The following is a 26,992-nucleotide window of genomic DNA, read 5'->3' on the forward strand; positions in this document are numbered from 1 at the left end:
GTGCGCATCGCCTACGGGACCAACGGATTCGCCAACCACCGGCTCGAGGACGCCCTGGAGGTGATCGCAGAGCTGGGCTACGACGGGGTGGCGCTGACCCTCGACCACCACCACCTCGATCCCTTCGCGGGCGACCTGCCGCGCCGCGTCGCCGAGGTGCGCGGGCGGCTGGAGCGGCTCGGACTGTCGGTGGCCGTCGAGACCGGGGCGCGCTACCTGCTCGATCCCCGCCGCAAGCACCACCCCACGCTGGTCAGCGACGACGTCGAGCGCCGGGTGGACTTCCTGGAGCGCGCCGTGCGGGTGGCCGCCGGACTGGGAGCCGAGGTGGTCTCCTTCTGGTCGGGCATCCGTCCGTCCGATGTGGACTCGGAGCTGGCCTGGCGGCGCATGACCGACGGCCTGGCGCGGGTGCTGGAGGAGGCCGCCCGGTGCGGCGTGCTCCTGGGGCTGGAACCGGAGCCGGGCATGTTCGTCGAACGGGTCGACGACGCGCTCGCGGTGCGTGCCGCGCTGGGGAACCCGCGGAACCTGGGCGTCACCCTCGACGTCGGCCACTGCGTCGCGGTGGAAACCGAGTCGGCGGCCGACTGCGCGCGCCGCCTCGGTGAGCTGCTGGTGCACGTCCAGCTCGACGACATGCGACCCGGAGTCCACGAGCACCTGGAGTTCGGCCAGGGCGAGCTGGACCTGCCCGGCACCCTCGCCGCGCTGTCCGAGGCCGGCTACACCGGGCAGGCCGCCGTCGAACTGCCCCGGCACAGCCACGCGGCGCCCGAGGTCGCGCGCCGGGCGAGGACGGCGATCGGTGCGGCGGGCTGGCTGGCCGACGCGCTCGCCGCCATCGCCGAGGACCCCGCCCGCGTCGCCGCGTTGTTCCCCGCCGCCGGGCGCCACGTCGGCCGCGGTCCGCTGCGCGCGGACGACCCGCTGGGCCTGGTGCACGGGACGGCCGACGACCGGGCGCGGGGGCGGATGCTCGCGGTGCTCGCTCGGACGGTGAAACCCGCCGCGCTGGCCGAGGAGGTGTCCGCGCTGTACCGCTACGGCGACGACGCCGAACGCCGCGCGGTGCTGCGATCTCTGTCCGAACTGGACGGTTCGGGCCCGGGGGGGAGCGACCTGGTCGAAACGGGGCTGGAGCTGGTCGGCGACGCCCTGCGCACCAACGACGTCCGGCTGGTGGCGGCCGCGCTGGGCCCGTTCGCCGCCCGCCACCTCGACGAGCACACCTGGCGCCACGGCGTGCTCAAGTGCCTGTTCACCGAGGTGCCGCTGGCGGCGGTGGCCGGCTGGCGGCGGCGCCGCGACGCCGAGCTGCGCCGGATGGTCGGTGCCTTCGCCGACGAACGACGGGCCGCCGGACGGCCGGTACCCGAGGACGCACGAGCACTGCTGGAGAGCTGATGCGCATATTCGACCCGCACATCCACATGACCTCCCGCACCACCGACGACTACGAGGCCATGTACGCCGCAGGCGTCCGAGCGGTCACCGAACCGGCCTTCTGGCTGGGCCAGCCGCGCACCGGCACCGCCTCCTTCACCGACTACTTCGACTCGCTGATCGGCTGGGAGCGGTTCCGCGCGGCGCGCTTCGGCATCCGCCACCACGCCACCATCGCGCTCAACCCCAAGGAGGCCAACGACCCGCGGTGCCGCGAGGTGCTCGGCGTCCTGCCGCGCTACCTGGCCAAGGACGGCGTGGTCGCCGTCGGCGAGGTCGGCTACGACTCGATGACGGCCGACGAGGACGACGTCTTCGCCCACCAGCTCGCACTCGCCGCCGACGCCGGCCTGCCCGCCCTCGTGCACACCCCGCACCGGGACAAGCTGTCCGGAACCCGCCGCAGCCTGGACGTCGTGCGCGAGTCCGGGCTCGCCCCGGAGCGGGTCCTCGTCGACCACCTCAACGAGGTGACCGTCGACCTCGTGGCCGACTCCGGTTGCTGGATGGGGTTCTCGATCTACCCCGACACCAAGATGGACGAGCGGCGGATGGTGGAGGTGCTGCGCCGCCACGGCACCGACCGGATGCTGGTGAACTCGGCGGCCGACTGGGGCCGCTCGGACCCGCTCAAGACGCGGGCGACCGGCGAGGAGATGCTGCGCGCCGGGTTCACCGAAGCCGACGTCGAAAAGGTGCTGTGGCACAACCCGGTCGCCTTCTACGGCCAGAGCGGCCGGCTCAACCTGGACGAGCTGCCCGGGTTCACCGCCGAGGCGACCACCTTCGCGGGCAACTCCGTGCTGCGCGGCGGATCGGGGGAGTGAGCGCGGTGATCTCCTACTGCACCAACGTGCACCCGGCCGAGGACCTGGACGGCATCCGCGCCCAGCTCGCCCGCTACGCAGAGCCGGTCCGGCGGCGGCTTGGCGCGGGCACCCTCGGCGTCGGCCTGTGGCTGGCCGCCGAGGTCGCCGCCCACCTGGCGCGCGACCAGGCCGAGCTGGCCCGGCTGCGCGCCGAGCTCGACGACCGGGGGCTGGCGGTCCGCACGCTCAACGCTTTCCCGTACCGGGGGTTCCACGACCCGGTGGTCAAGCACCGCGTCTACCGGCCGCGCTGGACCGAGGCCGGGCGCCTCGCCTACACCCTGGACTGCGCCGAGGTCCTGGCCGGACTGCTGCCCGATGGCGCGGGCGGCAGCATCTCCACGCTCCCGCTGGGGTGGCGCGAGCCGTGGAGCGACACCGACGACACCGCCGCGCGGCACCACCTGGACCGGCTCGCCACCGGTCTGCGGCGGCTGGAGCAGCGGTCGGGCCGGCGGGTGCGGGTCGCCGTCGAGCCAGAACCCGGCTGCGTGCTCGACACCGTCGCCGACGCGCTCGGCTGGCTCAAGGGCACCGACCCGGACTACCTCGGGCTGTGCCTGGACACCTGCCACCTCGCGGTGTCCTTCGCCGACGCGGCCGAGACGGTGCGGGCCATCCGCGCGGCGTCGGTCGACATCGTCAAGATCCAGGCGTCGGCCGCGCTGCACGTCGACGATCCCGGCGACCGGCAGGTCCGCGCCGAACTCGCGCGCTACGCCGAACCGCGCTACCTGCACCAGGTCCGCGAGCGCGCCGCGGACGGAGCGCTCACCGCCGCCGACGACCTGCCGGAGGCGCTGGCGGAGCTGCCCGGCGACGGCCCGTGGCGCGTGCACTTCCACGTCCCGGTCCACTGGGAGGCCCGAGGCGCACTCCGGCCGACCACGGACGTCCTGCGCACCGTGCTCGCGGAGGTCGAGGGGCCGCTGCCGCACGTCGAGGTCGAGACCTACACCTGGACCGTGCTGCCCGGGCCGCCCGCCGACCTCGCCGAGGGCATCGCCGCGGAGCTCGCCTTCACCCAGGACCTGATCGACCAGCGGGGGTGCGCGTGAAACCCGTCGTACTGCTCGACGTCGTCGGCATGACACCGGAGCTGCTGGAGCACATGCCCAACCTGCGCGCACTCGCCGCGAGCGGCTGGCAGGCCGAACTGGGCACCGTGCTGCCGGCGGTGACGTGCAGCGCCCAGTCGACGTTCCTCACCGGGCGGATGCCCGCCGAGCACGGGGTGGTCGGCAACGGCTGGTACTTCCGGGATCTCGGCGAGGTCCACCTGTGGCGCCAGCACAACCGCCTCGTGCAGGGCGAGAAGCTGTGGGACGCGGCGCGCCGCGGCCGCCCGGGCTACCGCGCCGCCAACATCTGCTGGTGGTACGCGATGGGCGCGGGCACCGACTGGACGGTGACGCCGCGGCCGGTCTACCACGCCGACGGCCGCAAGTCGCCGGACTGCTACACCCGGCCCCCCGAACTGCACGACGAGCTGACCGGCGCGTTCGGGCCGTTCCCGCTGTTCCACTACTGGGGCCCGACCGCGGACCTCACCTCCAGCAGGTGGATCGTCTCCGCCGCGTGCCGGGTGCTGCGCAGGCACCGCCCGGACCTGCTGCTGTGCTACGTCCCGCACCTGGATTACGACCTCCAGCGCCACGGGCCCGGCAGCGCGCAGGCCCGCGTCGCCGCCGCGGACGTCGACGCGGCGCTGCGGCCGCTGCTCGACGAGGCGCGAGCCGCCGGTGCCGTGGTGATCGCGCTCAGCGAGTACGGCATCACCCCGGTCGAACGGCCGGTGCACCTCAACCGCGAGCTCCGGCGCGAAGGCCTGCTGGAGGTGCACACCCAGGCCGGGATGGAGTACCTGGACCCGTGGACGTCGCGCGCCTTCGCCGTGGCCGACCACCAGGTGGCCCACGTCTACCTCCGCGACGACGCCGACCTGCCCCGCGTCCGGGACCTGCTCGCCGCGACGCCGGGCGTCGACGAGGTGCTGGACCGCGCGGCCCAGGCGAAGTACGGGCTGGACCACCCCCGCGCGGGCGAACTGGTGGCGGTCGCCGAACCCGACTCCTGGTTCACCTACTACTACTGGCTGCGGGAGGACCGCACCCCCGACTTCGCGCGGGGCGTGGAGATCCACCGCAAACCCGGCTACGACCCCGCCGAGCTGTTCTTCGACCCCGACGACCGCTGGGCCAAGGCCAAAGCGGCGCTGAACCTGGTGAAAAAGAAGGCCGGGCTGCGCTACGCCATGAACGTCGTGCCGACCGACGCCCGTTTCGTCCGCGGCTCGCACGGCCGCCTGCCGGACCGGCCGGCCGAAGGCCCGGTGCTGATCTGCTCGGACCCCGCGGCACCCGCCGAGGTGGAACGCACCGGACGGCTCGCCGCGACCGGCGTCCACGACCTCGTCCTGACCCTGCAGGGTTTGTCCTAAGGGGTCCTTGCATAATGATCTTGGTCTGGCATGGTGGTGGCTGGAGTTGATCACGTTTCGATCGTTGGGAGCGTGGGATGGCTCGCCCGAGGCCGTGGGAGGTCAGCGACGAGTTGTGGGCGTTGATCGAGCCGTTGCTGCCCCGGCACGAGCGTCGGTTTCGGTATCCGGGTCGGCGTCGGATCGACGATCGCAAGACTCTGCAGGGCATCTTGTTCGTGCTCTACACCGGCATCCAGTGGGAGTTTCTGCCGCAGGAGTTGGGATTCGGCTCGGGGTCGACGTGCTGGCGGCGGTTGGCCGAGTGGCAGCAGGCCGGAGTATGGGAGCAGTTGCAGCGGGTGCTGCTGGATCGCCTGCGAGCGGCCGATCAGTTGGACTTCTCCCGAGCGGTCGTGGATTCCTCCCAGATCCAGGCCAAACGGGGACGTGGTTGCCCAAAAGTCGGTCCGAGTCCGGTTGACCGTGGTCGGCCGGGCTCGAAGCACCACGTCATCACCGATGCCTGTGGAACCCCGTTGCGGGTGGTGCTGACCGGCAGCAACCGCAACGATGTGACCCAGCTGGTGCCGCTGGTGGAGGCGATCCCACCGGTGCGCGGACGGCCGGGTCGGCCCCGCCGCAAACCCCGCCGCCTCTACGCAGACCGGGCCTACGACCACGACGTCTACCGAGACAAGCTGCGGGCCCGGGGCATCACACCCCGGATCGCTCGCCGAGGTGACGACCACGGTTCCGGCCTCGGCAAGCTGCGGTGGGTGGTCGAAGCCGCGATCGCCTGGCTGCACGGACCACGCCGCCTACGGATCCGCTGGGAAACCCGCGACGACATCCACGACGGCTTCCTCCAACTCACCCACTGCATGATCCTCGCCGCCAAGCTCCCCACACACGCAATCTGAAAGGACCCCTAAGAGGACTTGCGCCGACTCTGCCCCGTGAGCTTTTTCGGCTCGCCATAGCAGTCGAAGACCCACGGGGCGACCGCACCGAGAAACCCGCTCTGGAAGGAGCCGACATGCATCTCACCCGGCGAAACCTGTTGCGCACCACCGCCGCGTTGACCGCCGCGGGACTGGCGAGCACGGCGGGAGTGGCCGGCGCGGCGGGACCGGACGCCGCCGGCCGGCACCGGCGCGCGCGCATCAGCATCCAGCTCTACACCCTGCGCAACCAGCTCGACGCCGATGCCGACGGCACGCTCGCGGCGCTGTCGGAGATCGGCTACCGCCACGTCGAGATGGCGGGCACCCACGGCCGGACGGCGGCTCAGTTCCGCGCCCTGCTCGACAAGCACGGGCTGCGCGCCACCTCCAGCCACGTCGGCATCGACGGCGACCTGGACGCGCTCATCGCCGACGCCCGCACGCTGGGCAACCGCAGCCTGGTCGTGCCCTACGCCTCCTTCGCCACCGCTGCCGAATGGCGGAGCTTCGCCGATCGGCTCAACGAAGCGGGGCGCAGGACCCGACGGGCCGGGCTCGCCTTCGGCTACCACAACCACGACCACGAGTTCGCCCCCGTCGAGGGCGTCCGGCCCTACGACATCCTGGTGCGCCACACCGATCCCTCGACCGTCCACTTCGAACTCGACCTGTTCTGGGCCGTGCACGCCGGACAGGACCCGGTGGCTCTCGTCGACGCGCTGCGCCCGCGGATCCGCCAGCTCCACGTCAAGGACCGCACCGCGCAGGGGCAGATGTGCGACCCGGGGACGGGCACCATCGACTTCCCGACGATCTTCCGGCACGCCCGCGCCGTGGAGGAGCACATCGTGGAGCACGACGACTCCCCGGACCCGCTGGGCACCGCCAGGGTCGGCCACGACTACCTCCGGGGCCTCCGCGGCGGCGCGTAGGCCCCGGTTTCCGGGCTGCTGACCTGATGGGTTTCGTCGCGAGACTTGTATGCTCGCGGTATGAAGCGCACGTCGTTCGCCCGGTGGCCGTGCTCGATCGCGCGGACGATGGACCTGCTCGGCGACTGGTGGACGCCGCTGGTGCTGCGGGAGGCGTTCTACGGCGTGCGGCGCTTCGACGACTTCCAGCAGGAGCTGGGGATCGCGCGCAACACCCTCTCGGAGCGGCTGCGCCGGCTCGTCGAGGAGGGGCTGCTGGAGAAGCAGCAGTACGACACCGCCCCGGCGCGCTACGAGTACCTGTTGACCGAGAAGGGGCGGGATTTCTTCGGCGTGCTGGCGGCGATGTCGCGGTGGGGTGACCGGTGGCTCGTGGGCGAGGAGGGGCCGCCGGTGACCCTGCACCACGACAGGTGCGGACACGACAGCCACGCCGAGGTGGTGTGCGCGGTCTGCGGCGAACCGCTGCGCGCGGAGGAGACCAGCAAGCGGATGGGGCCGGGCTACCCGCCCCGTCTCGCGGACCGCCCCGACGTGCGCAAGCGCTTCGCCCGCTGAGTTCCACTCGCGGGCCGGTCTCGGCCCGTTGAGGCGTCCCCCTGTCTTCCGTTCGCGTTGTGGCCGTAGGCCCATGGGCCGCCAACCCACCCTCGCCGCCGGTGGCTCGTCACCGCCAGCGTGCACCCGGTCGACCCGCGAACCGCTGGCGTGTGCCGGGATCACCCCCGAACGCCGCCACGTCGGTCCGCGTGCCCCAACGTCGCCGCCTGCTGCCGCCGATCACCTTGACAAGTGAGTCTAGTTAAGCAACTCTCCTGTTCAAAGCCGTGATTTCGAGCATGGGAGGTCGGCGGTCGATGGAGTGGACAGGCGCGCGGTACGCGGACGGACCGGTCGTGCGGGTGCAGACCTGGGTCGCCGCGCCACCGAGCCGGGTGTGGGAGTTCGTGTCCGACGTCGAGCGGATGCCGGACCTGAGCGACGAGCTCCAGTCGGTGCGCTGGGTGGCCCCGTCGACATGCCCGGCGCTGGGTGCCCGGTTCGTCGGCAGCAGCAGGCACGAGTCCTTGGGGGAGTGGTCGACGAGCTCGCGCGTGGTCGAGTTCGACCCGCCCAGGGTCTTCGCGTGGGAGGTGGAGGGGCCCGACGCCGATCCGAGCGCCACCTGGCGGTTCACGGTCGAACCCGACGGCGGTGGCACGTCGCTGCGGCAGGAGGTGCGGATGGGGCCGGGCAGGTCGGGTCTGTCGCTTGCGATCGAGCGGATGCCGGAGAAGGAGCAGAAGATCGTCTTCGTCCGGATGAGGGAGTTCGAGGCGAACATGACCAGGACGCTGGCCGCCGTCAAGGAGCTGGCCGAGGGGAGTGACGCCTGATGCGCACCGCCACGACGATCGAGGCCTCGGGCGGGCGCACCTGGTCCGAGCCGATGGAGCTCGCCGTCGAGGCCGAAAAGCTGGGGCTGGACGTCTGCTGGGTCGCCGAGGCGTGGGGTTCCGACGGCCCGTCGGCGCTGGGGTATCTGGCGGCCCGCACGGACCGGATGCTGCTCGGTTCGGGAATCATGCAGCTCGGCACCCGGACCCCGGTGGCGATCGCGCAGGCGGCGATCGCCTTGTCGCAGCTGTCCGGGGGACGCTTCCTGCTGGGGCTCGGCCCCTCCGGGCCGCAGGTGGTCGAGGGCCTGCACGGCGTGCCGTTCGCGCGGCCGCTGGTGCGCATGCGCGAGACCGTGGAGATCGTGCGGCAGGCGATCGCGGGGGAGAAGATCTCGTACTCCGGACGCCATTTCCGGATCCCGCTGCCCGGCGAGTCCAGGCCGATGCGGCTGTCGATGCGAGCCGAACACGACATCCCGGTCTACCTGGCCACGCTGTCGCCCGCGATGCTGCGCCTGACCGGACGCGTCGCGGACGGCTGGCTCGGCACCAGCTTCGTCCCGGAGGGGGCGGACGAGGCCTACTTCGCCCACCTCGACTCCGGACTCGCCGACGCCGGGCGGTCGCGCGCCGACCTCGACGTCTGCCAGGGCGCGGAGGTCGCGTTCGCCGCGGACGAGGACCAGTTGCGCGAGATGGTCGCCGGGCGCAAGAAGGAGCTGGCCTTCAGCCTGGGCGGGATGGGCTCGGCCACGACGAACTTCTACAACAACGCTTACAGCCGCCAGGGGTGGGTGCAGGTCGCGGCTGAGGTGCGCGAGCGGTGGCAGGCCGGGGACCGGGACGGCGCCGCGGAGCTCGTCACCGACGAGATGGTGCTCGCCACCACGCTGATCGGCACCGAGGACGGGGTCCGCACGCGGCTGCGGGTGTGGCGGGACGCCGGGGTGGACACGGTCCGGCTCTACCCGGCGGGCGAGGACCTCGACGCCCGGCTCGCGACGCTCGGGCGCGCGATCGAGCTGGTGCGGGAGGTCAGTGCGGAACCCGCCCGCTGACCGTTCGGCAACAAGACGCGCTTGCCGCGCCCGCGGCCGGTGTCGTCGCCCTGCGCACGCCGATCCGGCTGGGAACAATGGCGCACATGGGCGCGGGTGGTGCCGGTACCGGATTCCCCGGCGCCGTCACGGGATGGCACGCCTCGCGGTGCTGGCACGCGCTGCTCGCCGCGGTCGTGGCGCTCGCACTCGTCGTGCAGGTCGTGGTAGTGCTGACCAGCGGTGCGGACGCGTCGGGCCGCGTCGATCCCGGCCTGGGCCCGGCTGCCCGTCTCGGCAGGCTGTTCTGCTTCTTCACCATCCAGAGCAACATCCTGGTCCTGGCCACCTCGGTGAGCCTGGCGCTGGACCCCGAACGCGACGGCGCGCTGTGGCGGGTGCTCCGGCTGGACGGGCTGCTCGGGATCCTCATCGCCGGCGTCGTGTTCACGACCGTGCTGGCGCGCCTGCTGCACCTGACCGGCCCGGCCTACTGGGCGACCGTGGGGTTCCGCTACGTCGCGCCGTGGATGGCGCTGGCCGGATGGCTGCTGTTCGGCCCGCGGCCGAGGATCGACTGGTCCACCGTGGTGATCGCGTTCGGGTGGCCGGGGCTGTGGATCGGGGGGCACTTTCCTGCACGGGGCGTTGAGCGGGTGGTACCCGTACCCGTTCCTCGACCCGCGGCGCGTCGGCTATCCGGCCGCCGTGGGCAACACGGCGCTCGTCCTCGGCCTGGCCGCGCTGGCGGCCGTCGCCCTGAAGCTGCTCGACCAGCGGCTCCCGCGCACCGCCGGGCCGCCCGCCGCGGGCGGCCCGGACCGCTGACCGCGGCTATCCTGGGCGCTCCGGCAACCAGGCGGCTCGTCGGCCGCGGCGAATCGGAGGTCGGATCATGACCGGAGTTCACCACCGCACCGGGCTTTCCGGCGACTGGCCGGCGCTCCCGGTCGTGGAGTGGACGGACACCCGCGACACGCTGCACATGTGGACGCAGGTCGTGGGCCAGATCCGGCTGGCGTGCGCGCCGATGGTCAACCACTGGTGGCAGGTTCCGCTGTACGTGAGTCCGCGCGGGCTCACCACCTCGGCCGTCCCGCACGGATCCGCCCTGTTCGACGTCGAGTTCGACTTCTGCGACCACCGGCTGCACATCCGCTCCACCAGCGGCGAGCAACGCCACGTGGCGCTGGAGCCGAAGCCGGTTGCCGAGTTCCACCGCGAGACGATGGCGGCGCTGCGCGAGCTCGGGCTGGGGGTGTCGATCCGGACCACGCCGAACGAGGTGGAGGAGGCGATCCCGTTCGAGGAGGACACCAAGCACGCGTCCTACGATCCCGACCACGCCCAGCGCTTCTGGGGCCAGCTCGTGGCGGCGCAGCGGGTGTTCGGCGAGTTCCGCTCCCGGTTCATCGGCAAGGTCAGCCCGGTGCACTTCTTCTGGGGCGCGATGGACCTCGCGGTCACCCGGTTCTCCGGGCGCCCGGCCCCGAGGCATCCGGGTGGTGCGCCCCACTGCCCGGACTGGGTCATGGTCGAGGGCTACTCGCACGAGCTCAGCAGCGCCGGCTTCTGGCCCGGCGGCGGCGCCGAGGGCATGTTCTACTCCTACGCCTACCCGGAACCTCCCGGCTACGCCGAGAGCCCGGTGCGCCCGGAGGCCGCCTCCTACAGCGCCGACTTCGGCGAGTTCCTGCTTCCCTACAAGGCGGTGCGGACCGCTTCCGACCCCGACGGCACGCTGCTGGAGTTCCTGCAGTTCACCTACGAGGCGGCCGCCGAACGCGGGAGCTGGGACCGGGAAGCCCTGGAGGACGCGCCCGAGCGGCGCGCCTCCGCGCGCTGACCCGCGGCCCCGGCGCGTCAGCTCTGGCGTTCGAGGACGCCGCGGATGTAGGCGGCCTGACCGGCGTGCTCCAGGTCGTCGGCGATCACGCTCACCAGCCGGACGCCGAGCGTGACCGGCGGGTCCCACGCCGAGTCCACCACGCGGTCGAGATCGGCGTCGGTGAGGCCCCCGACGTAGCGGGTCGTGCGGTTGTGCACCGCGTCCAGGTAGCCGGTGAGCAGCTTGCCGGAGGAGACCTCGGTCGCCGCCACGTCCTGCGTGCTGTGGCCGTAACCGGTGTCGAACGGCTCGAACGGCAGCCCGAACCGGCTCACCCAGTCCTGCTCGGTCCAGATCTGCTCGGCGTGGGCGACCTCGGAGACGTGGTCGTCCTGGACCCGGGTCAGGTGCCACACCAGCCACGCGATGGAGTTCGCCGCCGGATCCGGAAGGCGAGCTGGTCGGGGGTGAGGCCCTCGACCGTGCCCCGGACGGACTCGCGGATCCGGGCGAACGCATCGGTGAGGAGGTCGGCGCTGGTCATCCGGCTGGCTCCTTGCTCGTCAGGGGCGGGGTGCCGGCCGGCTCAGGACCCGCTGGCGCTGTAGGGCCGGCCCGGAAGGAAGGGCCACTCCTCGAAGGCGCGGCAGCGGCCGTCCGGGGCGAACTCGACGATCCACAGGTCGCGGTACTCCTGCCGGACCGGTTCTCCGTACTGGATTTCGACCCGCACGACCGCGGTGCCGCCGTCGACGGCGACCAGCCCGCTCGTCATGCGGAAGGTCTCGCCGGGGCCCTCGCGTTCGGCCTCCCACATGCGCGAGATGGCGGGCAGGCCCCGCACCGGTTCCATGTACGGCGACTGCCGGTAGCTCGCGTCGGGGGTGAACAGCTCGGAGAGGCCGTCGGTGCCCGGGGCCCGCCACGCCCTCTCGTAGGCGGTGACCCACGCGCGTACTCGGTCCCGGTCCATCGTCTGGAGAGTGTGGCACGCGTCGGCCCGCCGTGCACGGCCCACGGGCCGGACCGGCAACTTCGTGTCCTAGTTGGACAGTCGTCGTGGGCGGTGATGACGTCGATGAGGTTGGAGGCCGGCACCTGACCGTCTCCCTCGGGGAAACAGGTGCCGGACCTCGTTCACCGCGTTCCGGTCTGTTCCGCCGAAGCGCTCACCCGGGTGATCGGGAGGCGCGATACTGACGCCTCGCAAGTCGACACCGACGCCGCTCGGGCGCATCGCCGCGCGACGGCTCGGTAACCGGTCCCCGGAGGTGGATCCGCGATCATCTGGTATGGCTGGGGCATCCTCGTGGTCCCGCTCATGGCCTTGGGCATCGGGGTCGGCGCGCTGCTCGGCCGGCTGTTCGGCGGCTCACTGCTCGCCGAGGACATCGGCCTGGTGATCGGGTTCCTGGTCGGCGGCGCCATCGTGCGGGTCGTGGGCAAGGCGCTCAACCGCGATCACGACCACCACCGCTTCTTCGGGGTGCCGATGCGGCACTGCGCCTGGGCGGGCGTCGCCCTGGCCTTGGCCGGCGTTGCGATCATCGTCTTCCGCTGAGCCGTCAGCGCTGGCGCCCCAGGTACCGGACGGCCGCGGCGGCGACGGCCACCAGGACGACGGCGACCGCGGCGCCGCCGGCCCACCACAGCGCCGCGCTGCCGTCGTCGGCCGCGGGCTGCGGCGTGCCGGCCGGAGCCGGAGCCGGCGTCGGCGTCGTGCTCGGCAGGGGAGCGTCGACGGTGAACGAGATGGCGCCGGTGACCGGGTGGCCGTCGGCGGACACGATGCGGTAGGCGAGCGCATAACGGTCGTTGTCCAGGTGCGGAAGCGGTTGCGTCAGCGTGGTGTCGCGCGCGGTCGGCGCCGGCAGCGGGAGCTGCCGGCCGTCGGCACCGGTCAGCGTCACCGTGACCAGGTTCGGGTCGATCGGGTCGCTCAGCCGCAGCCACGCCTCGGCGGGAGGTTGCCGGAGCGTGGCGCCGTCGGCGGGCGAGCTTTCCAGGAGCGCGGTGTGCGCGGCGGCCGGCAGCGGGAGCAGGACCACCAGGCCCAGTGCGGAAAGCACGCACAGCAGCGCAGTGCGCGGCAGGGCCGAAAGTCCCTTTCGGCCGTGTTCCCGGCGAGTGCGCAGGCCCATACCGGCTCCCGTCCGCGGGACCGCCCGGTGGGCGCCGTCGCCCCGCTGCGTGCATAGTAGGTCCGCGTCCCGGTCGCGGCATTCTCCTGTCAGGACAACGCGAATCCGATCCCTCGACTCGTGGTGAGCCGGAGGCGGTGGGGCAATGCCACCAGGCGGGAACAAGGCTTCGAAGCCGCCACCCGAGGACCGCGGGGCATCCGGGCCGCGCACGCCCGGCCGCGCGGACACCGCCGGTCCGGGGACCCCCGCACTAGTCCTCACCGTGCTGGTGGCGATCGGCGCGGGTCTGGCCGCGCTGCTGGCCGCCGGGTTGGTCGCGGTGTCCTCCGGGCAGCAGGCCGGGCTGGGACTGCCCGAGCCCGGCGCGCTGACCCGCTACGGCCTGCCGGTGGTGAAGGTCGTCGCCGACGTCGCCGCGGCGCTGTGCATCGGATTCCTGTGGTTCGCCGGGTTCGCCACCGCGTGGGGGTACGGCCGCGCGCTCGGCGCGGACGGACGCGCCGCGGTGCGGGCCGCCGGTTGGGCGGCGGTGGTGTGGTTCGCCGCTGCCGCCTCGACGGCACCCCTGCTCGCCGCCGACGTGGTGGGGCGCCCGCCGGGCGAACTGGTTCGCACGGGTTCGCTCGTCGGTCTCGTGGGCGGGATCGAGCAGTCCCGCGCGTGGGCCGCCACGGCGGCGGTCGCGTTGGTGCTCGCGGCGGGGTGCTGGACGGCCCGCTCGTGGGGGCGCACCGCATGGCTGCTCGTCCTGGCGATGGGCGGGCTGCTGCCGATCGCGGTGACGGGCCATTCGGCGAGCAGCGGCGCGCATGACATCGCCACCGCGAGCCTCCTCCAGCACCTGCTCGCGGCGTCGCTGTGGGTGGGCGGGCTCGTCGCGCTGCTGACCCACGCGGCCCGGCGCGGCGGGCACCTCGCGGCGGCCACGCGCCGGTTCTCCGGCCTGGCACTGGTGTGCTGGGTCGCGCTCGCCGTGACCGGAGCGGTCAACGCGCTGACCAGACTGCCGGCGACCGAGCTGCTGAGCACCGCCTACGGGCTGCTGGTGCTGGCCAAGACCGCCGCCCTGCTGGTGCTCGGCCTCATCGGATATCTCCAGCGCAGGAGTGTGGTGGCCGCGGTGGCGGGTGGCCGCTCCGGCGCGCTGTTGCGGCTCGGGGCGGTCGAGGTGCTGCTGATGCTGTGCACGGTCGGCATCGCGGTGTCGCTCGGCCGCACGGCCGCGCCCGCACTCGGTGGCGGGACCACGAGGGAGGAGCTGTTGCTCGGGTTCGTCGTCGGCGGACCGCCGACCCCGGTGCGGTTCGCCGTCGACTGGCGTGTCGACCTGGTCTGCGCGGTGCTCGCCCTGGCGATGGCCGCCGCCTACTGGCTGGGCGTGCGCCGCGTGCGCGCCGTCGGCGGGCGGTGGCCGAAGGGCAGGACCGCTGCCTTCGCCTGCGGGTGCGGTGTTCTGCTGCTGACGACGTCGTCGGGGTTCGCCCGCTACCTGCCGTCCGTGCCGAGTGCGCTGGCGGGAGGTCTGCTGCTGCTCGCCGTCGTGGCACCGGCGTTGCTCGCGCTCGGCTGCCCCGTGCGCCTGCTGGAGCGGACGACGATCCCGGGCGGAGCCCTGCCAGGGCCACGGGAGTGGGGGCGGGCGATCTGGCGCACGCGCACGGTCCGGTTGCTCACCCAACCCCTGGTCGCCGCGCTGGTGCTGGTGCTGGTCTTCTTCGGCCTGTACTTCTCCGGAGTCTTGGAGGCCGGTCTGTACGAGTACTGGTTGCAGCCCGCCGTGCGGTTGGGGTTCCTGTGCGCGGGTTGGCTGTTCTACTGGTCCGTGCTGGGTGTCGACCCGGTGCCGGCCGGAGCCGCGGTCGGCACGCGGGTCGCGGCGGTCTTCGTGGCGGGTGGCGGTCTGGCCGCCTTCGGGGTGTCGCTGACGCGGACCGCGACGCCGATCGGCGAGCGGTTCTACCGCGCCCTGGAACTGCCGTGGATGCCCGAGGTCGTGGCCAGCCAGCACACCGGTGGCGTGCTCGCGGTGGGCGCGGCGGGCGTGCTCCTCGCGGTCTCGGCGACCGTCCTGCTGCGCGGCGGCGAGGAGCGCGGCGACGCGCGCTGACCGGCTCGACGCGCGTGGCGGCCCCGCGGTCCGCGTGGTACCACGGTCAGCGGGCCCCGGAGCGGGCGGACCCGCTCCCACCACAGGTGCCAACAGCCCGGGGAAGTGGTGTGGTCATGTCGGGGCGCGTTCCCGCGCTGAGGTCGGTCCTCGTGCTCGCCCTGTGCGTCGCGGCGGGACTGCTCGTCGCCGCCGGGGTTATCCTGCTCGCCACGCCGGACCGCGCCGAGTCTCCGCGACCCGGCCCGGTCGACATCGGCTTCTCCCAGGACATGAGCGCCCACCACGCGCAGGCCGCCGAACTGGCGAGCCTGGCGCGCGAGCGGAGCGCGGACCCGGCGGTCCGGGCGCTGGCGGTCGAGATCGAGACCTCCGAACTGGTGCAGGCCGGACGGATGCGGGGCTGGCTGCAGCTGTGGAACCAGCCGGAGACCCCGCCCGGCGGGCACATGGCGTGGATGGCTCCGGGAGGCGGGCACGCCGCTCACGGCCAGGCTCCGGAGTCGTCGCACCACGGCGGGACACCGGGAGCGCCCGGGCTGATGCCCGGAATGGCCTCCGCCGAGGACATGGACAAGCTGCGCGCCGCCACTGGCCCCGAGTTCGACACGTTCTTCCTGCAACTCATGGTCCGCCACCACCAGAGCGGCCTGCCGATGCTGCGGGAGGCGGTGGACCGGGCCACCACGCCGCAGGTTCGCGAGCTCGCCCAGCACATGATCCAGCAGCAGGGCGAGGAAACCGCGACCATGGCGCAACTGCTCCAGGAACGCGGAGCCGAGCAACTGCCCACACCGAACTGACCCACGACGCGGAGACGCCGCCCCGGCGGGGCGGCGTCTCCTGGGTGCGTTACCTGCTGTGCTGTTGTCGGCTGCCCGGCGTCAGGCCGCGTGCGAACCGACGCTCACCACGTCCTCGTCGAGGATGTCGTCGCCGTAGAGGTCCTGCAGCCAGTTGGTCTGGTACACCGTGTCCAGGTAGCGCTCGCCCAGGTCCGGGGCGATGGCCACCGTGGTCAGGTCGCGGCCGTCGTGCTCGTCCAGCCACCGCGTCGCTCCGCTGACGACCGTGCCGGTGGAGCCGCCGAACATGAAGCCGCTCCTGGCCAGCCGGTGGCAGGCGCGGACGGTGTCGGGCTCCTCGACCCGCACCACGTCGTCGACGTAGGACTCGTCGAGCATCGGCGGGCGGACGTTGGTGCCCAGACCGGGGATCATCCGGCGGCCGGGAGGGCCGCCGAAGGTCACCGAGCCGACGGCGTCGACCGCCACGATCCGCACCGACGGGTGCCACTCGCGGAAGTAGCGGGCGCAGCCCATCAGCGTCCCGGTCGTGCCCGCCCCGACGAACAGGACGTCCAGGTGCGGGAACTCGCGGGCGATGGCCGGCGCGGTCGTGCGGTAGTGCGACCGCCAGTTGGCCGGGTTGCTGTACTGGTTGAGCCACACGTACTTCTCGTCGGAGGCGCACAGCGCGCGGACGTAGTTGATGCGCGCCGCGAGGTAGCCGCCGGTCGCGTCCGGTTCGGAGACGATGTGGACCCGGCTGCCCAGGGCCTCCATCATCCGGCGGGTCGCCAGGTTGCAGCGGGGGTCGGTCACGCACACGAACCGGTACCCCCTGCTCGCCGCGATCATGCTCAGCGCAACGCCCAGGTTCCCGGACGAGGACTCGACCAGGACCGACCCCGGCTTCAGGGTGCCGTCGCGCTCGGCGGCCTCGACCATCTCGGTCGCGGCCTTCAGCTTGATCGAGCCGGCGAAGTTGAAGCCCTCGCACTTCAGGAAGATGTTGTGCCCGAAGGTCGCCCGCAGGTCGACGTAGAGCTGCTCCTGGTTGAAGTCCGTGGGACCGGAGATGACTGGCATGGTGACTCCCTCAGTTTCGGCTACGCACCCGGCCGCTCCGTCGGTGGCGGTGCGGCGTCATACGAAAAGAGTCCGCATCCGGGCACGCCGGATCGATGGTGTGTTCCCCCGCGCGCCCGGAGCCGGCCCCCGCATCCCGAGTGGGACTGACCCACCCCGCGGCGGGGGCCAGCCCTACCCGCGTGCGCCCGCGTCTCGCGCGAGCTCCACGTGCGGTGGCGGCGCTCTCCGGTCCCGAGCGTCGTCCGGCCGTCCGTCCACTGTCGGCAGTGGCCGGAGACCGAAGTGGACCATCACCCGGTTGGGCGACGGAAGCATTTGCGCGTAGCCCTATCGGACGAGGGTGCTGTCCCTACTCCGAATCGGGGGCGCGCACCCGTTGACTGTGGGGGCTGCCCGATGGTTCGCGGTGCTGCCCGGAGCGCACGCTTCTAGGCGTTGGTGAGACCGCCGGGTCGGCGGCCCGACGAACAGCGCCGGAAGCCGGCGATCCCCACCGCACCGCGACAGCGAGGACCTGCCTGATGAGCCCAGCGAGCCAGACCGCCCGGACAGCCGAGACGACCGAACCCTCGACCACCCGGGATGGCCCGGCAGGCACCGCGGGCCGGCTCGCAGAGGTGCTGGCCGAGGTGGTGGGCGTCGAGCACGTCTCACCCGACAGCCACTTCTTCGACGACCTGGGCGCGGACTCGATGGTGATGGCCCGCTTCTGCGCCCGGGTCCGCAAGCGCGACGACCTGCCGTCGGTGTCGATGAAGGACATCTACGGGCATTCCACGATCGCCAGCCTGACCGCCGCGCTGGTGGACGAGGAACCCGAGCCCATCGAGCCCGCGGTGCCCGCGCCGGTCGAGGTGGCCGAGCCGGTCGGCACGGTGCAGTACCTGTTCTGCGGCGCCGTGCAGCTGCTGACCTTCCTGGCCTACACCTACCTCGCCGCGTTCGTCATCGCCCACGGCTACGAGTGGATCTCCGAGGGCACCACGCTGCTGGAGGTCTACCTGCGCTCGCTGCTGTTCGGCACCGCAGGCTTCCTCGGCATGTGCTGCCTGCCGATCCTGGCCAAGTGGCTGCTCGTGGGCCGCTGGAAGCGGCAGCAGTTCCGCATCTGGAGCCCGGCCTACGTGCGGTTCTGGATCGCCAAGACGCTCATCAAGGCGAACCCCGTCGCACTGTTCGCCGGTTCACCGCTGTACGTGCTGTACCTGCGGGCGCTGGGTGCCCGCATCGGCAAGGGCGTCACGATCCTGACCCGGCACGTCCCGGTGTGCACCGACATGCTCACCATCGGCGCGGGCACGGTCGTGCGCAAGGACGCCTACTTGCTCGGCTACCGGGCGCACGGCGGGCTGATCCAGACCGGCCCGGTCGCGCTGGGCGATGACGTCTTCGTCGGTGAGGAGGCGGTGCTCGACATCGACACCTCGATGGGCGACCACGCCCACCTCGACCGCGCCTCCTCGCTGCACCCGGGCCAGGACGTCCCGGCGGGCGAGCGCTGGCACGGTTCTCCGGCGCGGCCGACAGACGTGGTGTCGCCCGAGGTCGAACCCGTCGCCTGCGGCACGCTGCGCCGGTTCGTCTACTCAGTCACGCAGCTGGTGAGCCTGCTGGCGCTGTTCCTGCCGCTGTTCGTGGGCGGCGTGGTCATGCTTCTGCTGGAGGTCCCACAGCTGCGGACGCTGCTGGAGCCCGGATCGCTGGCCTTCGCGAACTGGACGTTCTACGCCGACGCGCTGGCGGTGTCGTTCATCCTCTTCTTCGGTGCGCTGGTCTTCGGACTGCTGTTCGTCTTCACCGTGCCGCGCCTGATCAACCTGGTCCTGCGACCGGACCGGACCTACCGGCTCTACGGGTTCCACTACTGGGCCCAGCGGGTGGTCACCCGCATGACCAACGTCAAGCCGTTCAACGAACTCTTCGGCGACAGCTCCTACATCGTGCACTACCTGCGTGCCCTCGGCTACGACCTCTCGCACGTCGAGCAGACCGGGTCCAACTTCGGTTCGGCCATCAAGCACGACAACCCGTACCTGAGCGCGGTGGGCCAGGGCACGATGGTCGCCGACGGCCTCTCGGTCGTCAACACCGAGTACTCCAGCACGTCGTTCCGCCTGTCAAGCACGAGGATCGGTCCGCACAACTTCCTCGGCAACCACATCGTCTACCCGCCGCAGGGCAGGACCGGCGACAACTGCCTGCTGGCGACCAAGGTTCTGGTACCGGTCGACGGCCCGGTGCGCACGGGCACCGGCCTGCTGGGCTCGCCCAGCATGCTGATCCCGCGCACGGTCCAGCGCGACAACACCTTCCAGCACCTGGAGGCCGGCGAGGAGTTCGCCCGCCGCCTCAAGGCCAAGAACAAGCACAACATCGTCTCGATGGCGCTTCGGCTGCTGGTGCGGTGGTTCAACTTCTTCCTGGTCGTGCTGTTCGCCTCGGCGGCGGCCGAGCTCTACCACTGGCTCGGCTCGGGTGCGCTCGCGCTGGCCACCACGCTGATCCTGGTGTTCAGCACCGCCTACTACGTCGTCGTGGAACGCGTCCTGGTCGCGTGCCTGCCGCTGCGGCCGATGTTCTGCTCCATCTACGACCGCAGGTTCTGGCGGCACGAACGCTTCTGGAAGGTCCCGGAGACCAACCACCTGCCGTTCTTCGACGGCACTCCGTTCAAGGTGCTGATCTGGCGGCTGATGGGCGTGCGGATCGGCAAGCGGGTCTTCGACGACGGCTGCTTCCTGGCCGAGCGCACGCTGGTGAGCATCGGCGACGACTGCGCGCTCAACGCGGGCAGCAAGATCCAGTGCCACTCGCAGGAGGACGGCACGTTCAAGATGGACCGCATCGCGCTGGGGACCGGCTGCACCGTCGGCGTCAACACCCTCGTGCACTACGGCGCGACCATGGGCGACGGTTCGGTGATCGGTGCCGACTCCTTCCTGATGAAGGGCGAGGAAGTCCCGCACCACCAGCGCTGGGCGGGCAACCCGGCCACGGAGGTTCGAAGTGACCAGCCTGTTCCGGTCCAACGCGGCGCCTGACGACCGCCTCCTCCGCGCGGGCGGGCCCCTGGCCACCGCGCCGGGGCCAGGGGTGCCCGGACTCACCGGGACACACGCAATGACAGCACCACCGAGCACCGAGATATCGGTGCGTGGAAGGAAGAAGACGCGATGGGAACGCTAACCGAGGCCGGCCGCGAGTTCTGGCGCGGTGTGCTCGCCGCGGGCGGTGCCACCACCATCCCGCGGTGGACCCTCCACCCCGCCACCGGGACCGCCGAGCACGGGGTGCCGGTACCCGAGGGCCTCGCGGCCTCGGCGCTGCGGCTGGCCGAAGAGCTCGGCGTGCCGCTCAGCGCGGTGCTGCTGGCCGCGCACGCCGAGGTCCTCGCAGCGCTCTCCGGTGAGCGCGAGGTCACGACCGGCTACGTCGCCGAGGAGAAAGGGGACCCGTTGCCCTGCCGGCTGATCGTCGACGGCGGCTCCTGGCGGGACCTCGTGCGGGCGACCCGGCAGGTGGAGTCCGACATCGTGTCCAACAAGGACTTCCCGCTCGATGAGCTCCGGCGCGAGCTCGGCCTGGGCGAGGCGCCGTTCGAGACCGCGTTCGACCCGGCCGCCGACGGCGAACTCACCGGCGGAACCGTGCTGCGGGTGGGGATCGAGCGGCACGGCGACCGGCTCGCGCTGCGCCTGCGGTACCGGACCGACGTCCTCGACGCCGACTGCGCCGCCAGGATCGCCGGCTACCACCTCACCGCCCTCACGCACCTCACCGCGGAGCCGGACGCCGAGCCCGGCAAGCGGAGCCTGCTCTCCGCCGAGGAGCTCCACCACCAGGTCGAGGGGCTCGCCGGGCCGCACCGGGCGCTGCCGGACCAGCGGATGCACGAGCTGTTCGAGCAGCGCGTCCAGTTGCACCCGGGCGCGGTCGCGGCCGTGCACGGCGACCGAAGCTGGACCTACCGGGAGCTCAACGCGCGCGCCAACCGGCTGGCGCGCGCCCTGCTGGTGCGCGGTCTGGAGCCCGAGGGCGTCGTCGCGGTGGCCACCGAGCGCGACCTCGACTGGCTGGCCTCCGTGCTCGCGGTCTTCAAGGCCGGTGGCGCGTACCTGCCGATCGAGCCGCACTTCCCGGCCGACCGCATCGCGACCACCCTCTCCCGCGCCGAGTGCCGCATCGTGCTGACCGAACGCGGCAGCACCACAACGCTGGACCACGCGCTGGAGTCGCTGCCCGGGGTCCGGGCGCTGCTGGTCGACGACGCCTACGCCGAGGACCACGCCGAGGGCGACCTTGGCACCGAGATCGCCGCCGACCAGCTCGCCTACATCTACTTCACCTCCGGCTCGACAGGCGAGCCCAAGGGCGCTATGTGCGAGCACGAGGGCATGCTCAACCACCTGCTGGCCAAGGTCGACGACCTGGGGATCGGCGAGGGCGGGGCCGTCGCCCAGATCGCCCCGCAGTGCTTCGACATCTCGCTGTGGCAGCTGCTCTCGGCGCTGGTGGTGGGCGGCCGGACGCTGCTGGTCGAGCAGGACGTGATCCTCGACGTGGAGCGGTTCGTGGACCGCATCGCCGAGGGCCGGGTCGCGGTGCTCCAGGTCGTGCCGTCCTACCTGGAGGTCGTGCTGTCCTACCTGGAGAACCACCCGCGCGAGCTGCCGGACCTGCAGTGCGTGTCGGTCACCGGCGAAGCCTTGAAGAAGGAGCTCGCCGAACGCTGGTTCGCCACCATGCCGGGGATTCGGCTGGTCAACGCCTACGGGCTGACCGAGACCTCCGACGACACCAACCACGAGGTCATGGACCGGGTGCCGGAGGGCGAACGGGTGCCGCTGGGGCCCGCCATCCCCAACGTGCACGTCTACGTCGTCGACGAGAACCTCGACCCGGTGCCGCTGGGAGCGCCCGGCGAGATCGTCTTCTCCGGCGTCTGCGTCGGACGCGGCTACGTCAACGACCCCGACCGGACCAGGCTGGCGTTCCTGGCCGACCCGCACCGGCCGGGGCAGCGGCTCTACCGCAGCGGCGACCACGGGCGCTGGCTGCCGGAGGGCAAGCTGGAGTTCCTCGGCCGCCGGGACAGCCAGGTCAAGATCCGCGGGTTCCGGATCGAGATCGGCGAGATCGAGAACACCCTGCTGCGGGTACCCGGCGTGCGCGACGGCGCCGTGGTCGTCGCCGAACGCGCCGATCTCAGCAAGCACCTGGCGGCGTTCTACTCCGCGCCGGGCGAGCTCGACGCCGGGATGCTGCGCGACACCCTCGCCGAGTCCCTGCCCGAGTACATGGTCCCGCCGGTGTTCCACTGGCGGGAGAGGCTGCCGCTGACCGCAAACGGCAAGATCGACAAGAAGGCGCTCAAGGCGCTGGCCGAGGAGCTGGAGGTCGTCGAGGAGGACTACCGCGCGCCGAGCACGCCGACCGAGCAGCGGCTGGCCGCGGCCTGGGCGGGGGTGCTCGGCGTCCCCGAGGACCAGGTCGGCAGGCAGGACCACTTCTTCGACCGCGGCGGCACCTCGCTGTCGGCGGTCAAGCTGGCCATCGCGCTGGACCGGGCCGTCTCGCTCAAGGAGATCACCGCCAACCCGGTGCTGGCCGACCTGGCCGCGCTGGTCGACGGCAGGGCGCGGCAGCGCGGCGGCCTGCTGCACCGGCTGTCCGAACCGGACGGCGGGCGCTCGGGCGCGCTCGTGTGCTTCCCCTACGCCGGGGGCAACGCGGTGAACTTCCAGCCGATGGCCAGGGCGCTGCGCGGCAGCGGCCTGGAGGTCCACGCGGTCGAGCTGCCCGGCCACGACCTGGCCGCGGAAGCGGAACCGTTCGCGTCATTGGACCGGGTCGTCGACCAGGTGGCCGACGAGATCACCCGGCGCGGCCTGACCAGGATCATGCTCTGGGGGCACTCCTCGGGCACGGCGTTCGCCCTGGAGACCGCCCGCAGGCTGCGGGAGCACGGCACCGACGTCCAGCGGGTGTTCCTCGCCGCGCAACTGCCGGGCCGGGCCGCCGACCGCAGGGCCGCCATGGCGGAGCTGACCGCGCGCCGCGACGCCGAGATCGCCGCCGACCTGCGCGCGGACACCGGTTACACCGAGCTCGGCGAGCTCGACGCCGAGCGCGCCGCGCACGTCGGTGCCGCCTACCGCCACGACTGCGTGTCGGCGCACGGCTACTTCGCCGACGCGCTGGAGCACCCACCGGAGGTCATGCTGTCCGTACCGGTCACCGCGGTGCTGGCCGCCGACGACCCCAGCACGGGCGGCTCCGCCGACCGGCACCACGGCTGGCGGCCGCTGGCCGAGCACGTCGAGCTGCAGGAGCTCGCCGACGGCGGGCACCACTTCCTGCGCACCCGCCCGGCCGAGACGGCGCGGATCGTGCTGCGCGCCGCCGAACTGTTCGCATCCCCCTGAGCGGCAACGGAAAGGAATCGAGATGTCGTCCTCAACTCCAGCGTCGGCGCTCGACGTCGACCTGCGGCCCGGCAAGCCCGCGATGCTGCGAGCGGATGCGGCCGGCGACGCGCCGAGATGGGCATCGGAACACCGGGACGCGCTGCGCGCCGCGGTGGCCGAGCACGGCTCGCTGTTGGTCCGCGGTCTCGGGGTGCGCGAGATCGCCGAGGCCGCCGCCGTCTTCCACCGGCTGTCCACCGGCCTGATGACCGAGCGGGAGGCCTTCGCCGCCCGCCAGGACCACGGCGACGGGGTGTACTCCTCGTCGAAGTGGCCGGCGAACCAGCAGATGTGCATGCACAACGAGCTGAGCTACGCCCTGGAGTTCCCGGGCATGATGCAGTTCGCCTGCCTGACCGCCCCCGAGCACGGCGGAGCGACCGCGGTCGCCGACACGCCGACCGTGCTCGACGCGCTGCCCGCCGACCTCGTCGCGCGGTTCGAGCGCGAGGGCTGGCTGCTGGTCCGCAACTACAACGACGAGATCGGCGCGTCGTTCGCCGAGGCGTTCGGCACCGACGACCGGGCCGAGGTCGAGCGGTACTGCCGCAACAACGCCATCGAGTTCGAGTGGCAGCCCGACGGAGGGCTGCGCACCAGGCAGCGCCGCAGCGCCGTCGTGCGCCACCCGGCCACCGGGCGGCGCTGCTGGTTCAACCAGATCGCGTTCCTCAACGAGTGGACGATCGCACCCGAGGTGCGCGAGTTCCTGGTCGAGGTCTACGGCCCCGAGGGGCTGCCGTTCAACACGCTCTTCGGCAACGGGGAACCGGTGGGCGAGGACGTCGTGGCGCTGCTCAACGAGGTCTACGAGGCCAACACCGCCCGGGAGCCCTGGCAGGACGGCGACCTGATGCTGGTCGACAACATCCGCAACGCCCACAGCCGGGAGGCGTACGAGGGACCGCGCGAGGTCCTCGTCGCGATGGCCGACGCCACGCACCTCGCCGCCTGCTCGCCGACGATCGAGGTGACCGCCCCATGACCACCATCCACACCGGCCAGGAGAAGACCGCCGAGTCGCAGCAGGCCACCGTGCCACCGTTCGCGGTGATCTCCGGTGCGCAGGTGCAGAGGACGCTGGAGGGACGCGAGAGCGAGATCGTGGAGCTGACCGAGGAGATCTACCGCGTGCACGCCGCGGGAGACTCGGTGAACCCGCCGTCGTACTTCCTGCGCTTCCCGGATCGCCCCAACTCCCGGATCATCGCGCTGCCCGCGTCGATCGGCGGGCGGGTCCGCGTGGACGGGATGAAGTGGATCTCCAGCTTTCCGGACAACGTGGCGGCGGGCATCCCGCGCGCCTCGGCCGTGCTGATCCTCAACGACCACGACACCGGCTACCCGTTCGCCTGCATGGAGAGCTCCATCATCAGCGCCACCAGGACCGCGGCCTCGGCGGCGCTGGCCGCCGACCGGCTCAGCCGGGGTCGTGGGCGTCCGGCGCGCGTCGGGTTCTTCGGGGTGGGCCTGATCGCCCGCTACATCCACCGGTTCCTGGTCGGCACCGGCTGGTCGTTCGACGACATCGGCGTGTACGACCTGTCGGCCGAGAGCGCGGCCGGTTTCCGGGGCTACCTGGAGCAGACCGTCGGGACCGGCCGGGTCACCCTGCACGACGACGCCGAGCAGCTCATCCGGTCCAGCGACCTGGTGGTGTTCGCGACCGTCGCGGGAACTCCGCACGTGCACGACGCGTCGTGGTTCCGGCACAACCCGCTGGTGCTGCACGTGTCGCTGCGCGACCTGGCCCCGGAGATCATCCTCGCCTCGGCCAACGTCGTCGACGACGTCGAGCACTGCCTGAAGGCCGACACCTCGCCGCACCTGGCCGAGCAGCTCACCGGCGACCGGGAGTTCCTCGACGGCACGCTGGAGGACGTGATGTCCGAGCGGATCACGCCGCCCACCGACCGCCCGCTGGTGTTCTCGCCCTTCGGGCTCGGGGTGCTCGACCTCGGCGTGGGCAAGTACGTCTACGACGAGGTCGCCGCCGCGGGCGAGCTGCAGGTGGTCGACGACTTCTTCCACGAGCTGCGCCGCTACGGCTAGGGACCCGTGCGTCCCTCGGGCCGCCCCAACGACCCCGAAGACTCACGGGTGCTCGTGGCGGTGCGCGCAGCGTGGGAGGGTGCTGCGGACGCTGCCGGGGGTAGGGCTCGTGCCCGATGTTACCGACCAGTAGTATCGGGTGGTCCCACCGCCGGAAGCAGAGGATCGCCGATGCCGGAACGAGTCTCGGTCGAGATCGACGGGCCGCTGGCCCACGTCACCATGACGCGGGCGGACCGGCTCAACGGCCTCGACCTCGACATGATGCGCGCGCTGGTCGAGGCCGCCGGACAGGTGCGCGCCGACCGGGACGTCCGCGCGGTCGTCCTCAGCGGTGCGGGCAAGTCCTTCTGCGCCGGGCTGGACTTCGCCTCCGTGGGCAGGCAGCCCCGGCGGATGATGCTCAACTTCCTGCGGCCGCCGTGGCGCTCCACCAACCTGTACCAGGAGATGTGCTGGGTGTGGCGCAGACTGCCGGTGCCGGTGCTCGCGGTCATCCGGGGGCACTGCTTCGGCGGCGGCCTGCAGCTCGCGCTCGGCGCCGACTTCCGCTTCACCACCCCCGACTGCCAGTTCTCGGTGATGGAGGCCAAGTGGGGCCTGGTGCCCGACATGAGCGGCACCGCCACGCTGCGCGAGCTGCTGCCGGTGGACGTGGCCAAGCGGCTGGCCATGACGGGCGAGACCTTCGACGGAAACCGGGCCCGCGAGCTGGGACTGGTCACCGAGGTCTGCGACGACCCGGCCGCGGCGGCGACCGAACTGGCGCACCGGATCGCCGGGCGCTCCCCGGACGCGGTCGCGGCGACCAAACGGCTGTTCCACCAGGCGTGGCACGCGGCCTCGTGGCGCGCGTTCCGGCTGGAGAGCGCCAACCAGCTCAGGCTGCTGCTCGGGAAGAACCACAAGATCGCGCGCAGGGCCAACTCCGAGCGGAGTGAGCCCGAGTTCGCCCGCCGAACCTTCGGGCGCTAGACGGGAACCCGCCGATGGCACGCCCACGACGCGCCATCGGCGGGAATCCAGCGGTGTGAAGCGGACGGGTCAGCCTTGATCCGGCCGACCCGCCGGCTCGGTCACCACTTGCTGCCGGCGAACGCGTCACCGCCGGGGCCACCGATGCCGTTGCCGCCCCAACCGGTGCCGCCGTGGCCGAAGTTGCCGCCGTGGCCGCCGTTGCCGCCATGGCCGAACTGGCCACCCATACCGCCGCGGCCACCTTCGCCGCCGCCGTGGCCGCCGCCGTGGCCGCCGCCGTTGCCGCCGTCGCCGGCATGAGCGTTGTTCGTCTCACCGCCCCAGTCCGCTCGCGGACCGCCAAACGCGAACATCGTCAGGACGGTGCGCGCCGGAAGAAATTCCACCCGCTGGTCCTCCAGCTCGAAAAGGCTGATTTCGTGAGACACTATTTTCCTCCTCTTGCGGAAAACGCGGAAACCGGAGGGAACAAGCGAACCCGTTTTTCCCTCGGAGTCCATTTCGGTCTTTATT

23 protein-coding genes and 1 pseudogene are annotated in these 26,992 nt (G+C 72.2%); 19 read left to right on the forward strand and 5 right to left on the reverse strand.

The window, feature by feature from the left end; genetic code table 11:
- The 11 genes from SACE_RS14535 (at position 1) to SACE_RS14585 (ending at position 10,875) form a co-directional block, all read left to right on the forward strand.
- Positions 1 to 1,407, forward strand: coding sequence for an EboA domain-containing protein (locus SACE_RS14535; RefSeq protein ID WP_011873906.1), 1,407 nt, complete (start codon positions 1 to 3; stop codon positions 1,405 to 1,407).
- Positions 1,407 to 2,273, forward strand: coding sequence for a TatD family hydrolase (locus SACE_RS14540; protein WP_009951552.1), 867 nt, complete (start codon positions 1,407 to 1,409; stop codon positions 2,271 to 2,273). Before SACE_RS14535 ends, SACE_RS14540 begins: the two co-directional genes overlap by 1 nt.
- A gap of 5 nt (positions 2,274 to 2,278) precedes the next feature.
- The gene (gene eboE / locus SACE_RS14545) at positions 2,279 to 3,373 is read left to right on the forward strand and encodes a metabolite traffic protein EboE (RefSeq protein ID WP_011873908.1); all 1,095 of its coding nucleotides are present in this window, start codon (positions 2,279 to 2,281) and stop codon (positions 3,371 to 3,373) included.
- Positions 3,370 to 4,755 carry an alkaline phosphatase family protein gene (locus tag SACE_RS14550; RefSeq protein ID WP_011873909.1) on the forward strand — a complete coding sequence of 462 codons (1,386 nt, stop codon included), beginning with the start codon at positions 3,370 to 3,372 and terminating at the stop codon, positions 4,753 to 4,755. Before eboE ends, SACE_RS14550 begins: the two co-directional genes overlap by 4 nt.
- Before the next feature lie 77 nt (positions 4,756 to 4,832).
- Positions 4,833 to 5,657 (forward strand): IS5 family transposase, encoded by an 825-nt coding sequence (locus SACE_RS14555; RefSeq protein WP_011873634.1) that lies wholly within the window; start codon positions 4,833 to 4,835, stop codon positions 5,655 to 5,657.
- A 116-nt stretch (positions 5,658 to 5,773) separates the two neighbouring features.
- Positions 5,774 to 6,613 carry a sugar phosphate isomerase/epimerase family protein gene (locus tag SACE_RS14560; protein WP_009950373.1) on the forward strand — a complete coding sequence of 280 codons (840 nt, stop codon included), beginning with the start codon at positions 5,774 to 5,776 and terminating at the stop codon, positions 6,611 to 6,613.
- 60 nt (positions 6,614 to 6,673) lie between these two features.
- Positions 6,674 to 7,171 (forward strand): winged helix-turn-helix transcriptional regulator, encoded by a 498-nt coding sequence (locus SACE_RS14565; protein ID WP_009950372.1) that lies wholly within the window; start codon positions 6,674 to 6,676, stop codon positions 7,169 to 7,171.
- 299 nt (positions 7,172 to 7,470) lie between these two features.
- Complete coding sequence (locus SACE_RS14570) at positions 7,471 to 7,989, forward strand: SRPBCC family protein (protein ID WP_009950371.1); 519 nt, start codon at positions 7,471 to 7,473, stop codon at positions 7,987 to 7,989.
- Positions 7,989 to 9,050: an LLM class flavin-dependent oxidoreductase gene (locus SACE_RS14575; protein ID WP_009950369.1), complete on the forward strand. Its 1,062-nt coding sequence runs from the start codon at positions 7,989 to 7,991 to the stop codon at positions 9,048 to 9,050. Before SACE_RS14570 ends, SACE_RS14575 begins: the two co-directional genes overlap by 1 nt.
- An 86-nt stretch (positions 9,051 to 9,136) precedes the next feature.
- Positions 9,137 to 9,928 carry a Pr6Pr family membrane protein gene (locus SACE_RS40345; protein WP_011873910.1) on the forward strand — a complete coding sequence of 264 codons (792 nt, stop codon included), beginning with the start codon at positions 9,137 to 9,139 and terminating at the stop codon, positions 9,926 to 9,928.
- Complete coding sequence (locus SACE_RS14585) at positions 9,925 to 10,875, forward strand: DUF5996 family protein (RefSeq protein ID WP_009950366.1); 951 nt, start codon at positions 9,925 to 9,927, stop codon at positions 10,873 to 10,875. The genes SACE_RS40345 and SACE_RS14585 overlap by 4 nt, the downstream gene beginning before the upstream one ends.
- 17 nt (positions 10,876 to 10,892) lie before the next feature.
- Here the strand turns inward: SACE_RS14585 and SACE_RS14590 are convergent.
- Both SACE_RS14590 and SACE_RS14595 read right to left on the reverse strand, forming a co-directional pair.
- A pseudogene (locus SACE_RS14590) lies at positions 10,893 to 11,401 on the reverse strand (mycothiol transferase).
- A 42-nt stretch (positions 11,402 to 11,443) separates the two neighbouring features.
- On the reverse strand, positions 11,444 to 11,830 hold the full coding sequence (locus tag SACE_RS14595) for a YybH family protein (RefSeq protein ID WP_037304863.1): 387 nt from the start codon (positions 11,828 to 11,830) through the stop codon (positions 11,444 to 11,446).
- Positions 11,831 to 12,178: 348 nt separating this feature from the next.
- Between SACE_RS14595 and SACE_RS14600 the strand changes: the two genes are divergently transcribed.
- Complete coding sequence (locus SACE_RS14600; RefSeq protein WP_009950362.1) at positions 12,179 to 12,418, forward strand: hypothetical protein; 240 nt, start codon at positions 12,179 to 12,181, stop codon at positions 12,416 to 12,418.
- Positions 12,419 to 12,422: 4 nt separating this feature from the next.
- Here SACE_RS14600 and SACE_RS14605 read toward each other — a convergent pair whose 3' ends face one another.
- On the reverse strand, positions 12,423 to 12,998 hold the full coding sequence (locus tag SACE_RS14605) for a copper resistance CopC family protein (protein WP_009950361.1): 576 nt from the start codon (positions 12,996 to 12,998) through the stop codon (positions 12,423 to 12,425).
- A 145-nt stretch (positions 12,999 to 13,143) separates the two neighbouring features.
- On the opposite strand from SACE_RS14605, the gene SACE_RS14610 reads away from it, so the two are divergent.
- Both SACE_RS14610 and SACE_RS14615 read left to right on the forward strand, forming a co-directional pair.
- Positions 13,144 to 15,108, forward strand: a complete 1,965-nt coding sequence (locus SACE_RS14610) for a bifunctional copper resistance protein CopD/cytochrome c oxidase assembly protein (protein ID WP_231850007.1) — start codon at positions 13,144 to 13,146, stop codon at positions 15,106 to 15,108.
- A gap of 116 nt (positions 15,109 to 15,224) precedes the next feature.
- Positions 15,225 to 15,911, forward strand: coding sequence for a DUF305 domain-containing protein (locus tag SACE_RS14615; RefSeq protein WP_011873912.1), 687 nt, complete (start codon positions 15,225 to 15,227; stop codon positions 15,909 to 15,911).
- Positions 15,912 to 15,992: 81 nt separating this feature from the next.
- Here the strand turns inward: SACE_RS14615 and sbnA are convergent, their stop codons facing one another.
- Positions 15,993 to 16,979, reverse strand: a complete 987-nt coding sequence (gene sbnA / locus SACE_RS14620) for a 2,3-diaminopropionate biosynthesis protein SbnA (protein WP_009950358.1) — start codon at positions 16,977 to 16,979, stop codon at positions 15,993 to 15,995.
- Between the two features lie 524 nt (positions 16,980 to 17,503).
- On the opposite strand from sbnA, the gene SACE_RS14625 reads away from it, so the two are divergent.
- From SACE_RS14625 to SACE_RS14645, 5 genes are all read left to right on the forward strand, one after another.
- The gene (locus SACE_RS14625) at positions 17,504 to 20,023 is read left to right on the forward strand and encodes a Pls/PosA family non-ribosomal peptide synthetase (protein ID WP_009950356.1); all 2,520 of its coding nucleotides are present in this window, start codon (positions 17,504 to 17,506) and stop codon (positions 20,021 to 20,023) included.
- Positions 20,024 to 20,155: 132 nt separating this feature from the next.
- Positions 20,156 to 23,407 carry a non-ribosomal peptide synthetase gene (locus SACE_RS14630; protein ID WP_009950355.1) on the forward strand — a complete coding sequence of 1,084 codons (3,252 nt, stop codon included), beginning with the start codon at positions 20,156 to 20,158 and terminating at the stop codon, positions 23,405 to 23,407.
- A 22-nt stretch (positions 23,408 to 23,429) separates the two neighbouring features.
- Positions 23,430 to 24,434 carry a TauD/TfdA family dioxygenase gene (locus SACE_RS14635; protein ID WP_009950354.1) on the forward strand — a complete coding sequence of 335 codons (1,005 nt, stop codon included), beginning with the start codon at positions 23,430 to 23,432 and terminating at the stop codon, positions 24,432 to 24,434.
- Positions 24,431 to 25,501, forward strand: coding sequence for a 2,3-diaminopropionate biosynthesis protein SbnB (gene sbnB, locus SACE_RS14640; RefSeq protein ID WP_009950353.1), 1,071 nt, complete (start codon positions 24,431 to 24,433; stop codon positions 25,499 to 25,501). The genes SACE_RS14635 and sbnB overlap by 4 nt, the downstream gene beginning before the upstream one ends.
- A gap of 171 nt (positions 25,502 to 25,672) precedes the next feature.
- Entirely contained in the window at positions 25,673 to 26,476 is an 804-nt protein-coding gene (locus SACE_RS14645) for a crotonase/enoyl-CoA hydratase family protein (RefSeq protein WP_009950352.1), read from the forward strand.
- A 101-nt stretch (positions 26,477 to 26,577) separates the two neighbouring features.
- On the opposite strand, the gene SACE_RS14650 is transcribed toward SACE_RS14645, so the two are convergent.
- Positions 26,578 to 26,979: a hypothetical protein gene (locus SACE_RS14650; RefSeq protein WP_231850008.1), complete on the reverse strand. Its 402-nt coding sequence runs from the start codon at positions 26,977 to 26,979 to the stop codon at positions 26,578 to 26,580.
- Between the last annotated feature and the right edge of the window lie 13 nt (positions 26,980 to 26,992).

Source organism: Saccharopolyspora erythraea NRRL 2338, assembly GCF_000062885.1.
Classification (GTDB): domain Bacteria; phylum Actinomycetota; class Actinomycetes; order Mycobacteriales; family Pseudonocardiaceae; genus Saccharopolyspora_D; species Saccharopolyspora_D erythraea.

Excerpts from the sequence above, each read along its gene's own strand:
- SACE_RS14575 (WP_009950369.1), top strand. The coding sequence starts at position 7,989 with ATGCGCACCGCCACGACGATCGAGGCCTCGGGCGGGCGCACCTGGTCC.
- SACE_RS14560 (WP_009950373.1), top strand. The coding sequence starts at position 5,774 with ATGCATCTCACCCGGCGAAACCTGTTGCGCACCACCGCCGCGTTGACC.
- SACE_RS14625 (WP_009950356.1), top strand. The coding sequence starts at position 17,504 with ATGAGCCCAGCGAGCCAGACCGCCCGGACAGCCGAGACGACCGAACCC.
- SACE_RS14650 (WP_231850008.1), bottom strand. The coding sequence starts at position 26,979 with ATGGACTCCGAGGGAAAAACGGGTTCGCTTGTTCCCTCCGGTTTCCGC.
- SACE_RS14570 (WP_009950371.1), top strand. The coding sequence starts at position 7,471 with ATGGAGTGGACAGGCGCGCGGTACGCGGACGGACCGGTCGTGCGGGTG.
- sbnB (WP_009950353.1), top strand. The coding sequence starts at position 24,431 with ATGACCACCATCCACACCGGCCAGGAGAAGACCGCCGAGTCGCAGCAG.
- SACE_RS14555 (WP_011873634.1), top strand. The coding sequence starts at position 4,833 with ATGGCTCGCCCGAGGCCGTGGGAGGTCAGCGACGAGTTGTGGGCGTTG.
- SACE_RS14615 (WP_011873912.1), top strand. The coding sequence starts at position 15,225 with ATGTCGGGGCGCGTTCCCGCGCTGAGGTCGGTCCTCGTGCTCGCCCTG.
- SACE_RS14645 (WP_009950352.1), top strand. The coding sequence starts at position 25,673 with ATGCCGGAACGAGTCTCGGTCGAGATCGACGGGCCGCTGGCCCACGTC.
- SACE_RS14630 (WP_009950355.1), top strand. The coding sequence starts at position 20,156 with ATGGGAACGCTAACCGAGGCCGGCCGCGAGTTCTGGCGCGGTGTGCTC.
- SACE_RS14635 (WP_009950354.1), top strand. The coding sequence starts at position 23,430 with ATGTCGTCCTCAACTCCAGCGTCGGCGCTCGACGTCGACCTGCGGCCC.
- SACE_RS14585 (WP_009950366.1), top strand. The coding sequence starts at position 9,925 with ATGACCGGAGTTCACCACCGCACCGGGCTTTCCGGCGACTGGCCGGCG.
- SACE_RS14565 (WP_009950372.1), top strand. The coding sequence starts at position 6,674 with ATGAAGCGCACGTCGTTCGCCCGGTGGCCGTGCTCGATCGCGCGGACG.
- sbnA (WP_009950358.1), bottom strand. The coding sequence starts at position 16,979 with ATGCCAGTCATCTCCGGTCCCACGGACTTCAACCAGGAGCAGCTCTAC.
- SACE_RS40345 (WP_011873910.1), top strand. The coding sequence starts at position 9,137 with ATGGGCGCGGGTGGTGCCGGTACCGGATTCCCCGGCGCCGTCACGGGA.
- SACE_RS14610 (WP_231850007.1), top strand. The coding sequence starts at position 13,144 with ATGCCACCAGGCGGGAACAAGGCTTCGAAGCCGCCACCCGAGGACCGC.
- SACE_RS14600 (WP_009950362.1), top strand. The coding sequence starts at position 12,179 with ATGGCCTTGGGCATCGGGGTCGGCGCGCTGCTCGGCCGGCTGTTCGGC.
- SACE_RS14540 (WP_009951552.1), top strand. The coding sequence starts at position 1,407 with ATGCGCATATTCGACCCGCACATCCACATGACCTCCCGCACCACCGAC.
- SACE_RS14595 (WP_037304863.1), bottom strand. The coding sequence starts at position 11,830 with ATGGACCGGGACCGAGTACGCGCGTGGGTCACCGCCTACGAGAGGGCG.
- SACE_RS14605 (WP_009950361.1), bottom strand. The coding sequence starts at position 12,998 with ATGGGCCTGCGCACTCGCCGGGAACACGGCCGAAAGGGACTTTCGGCC.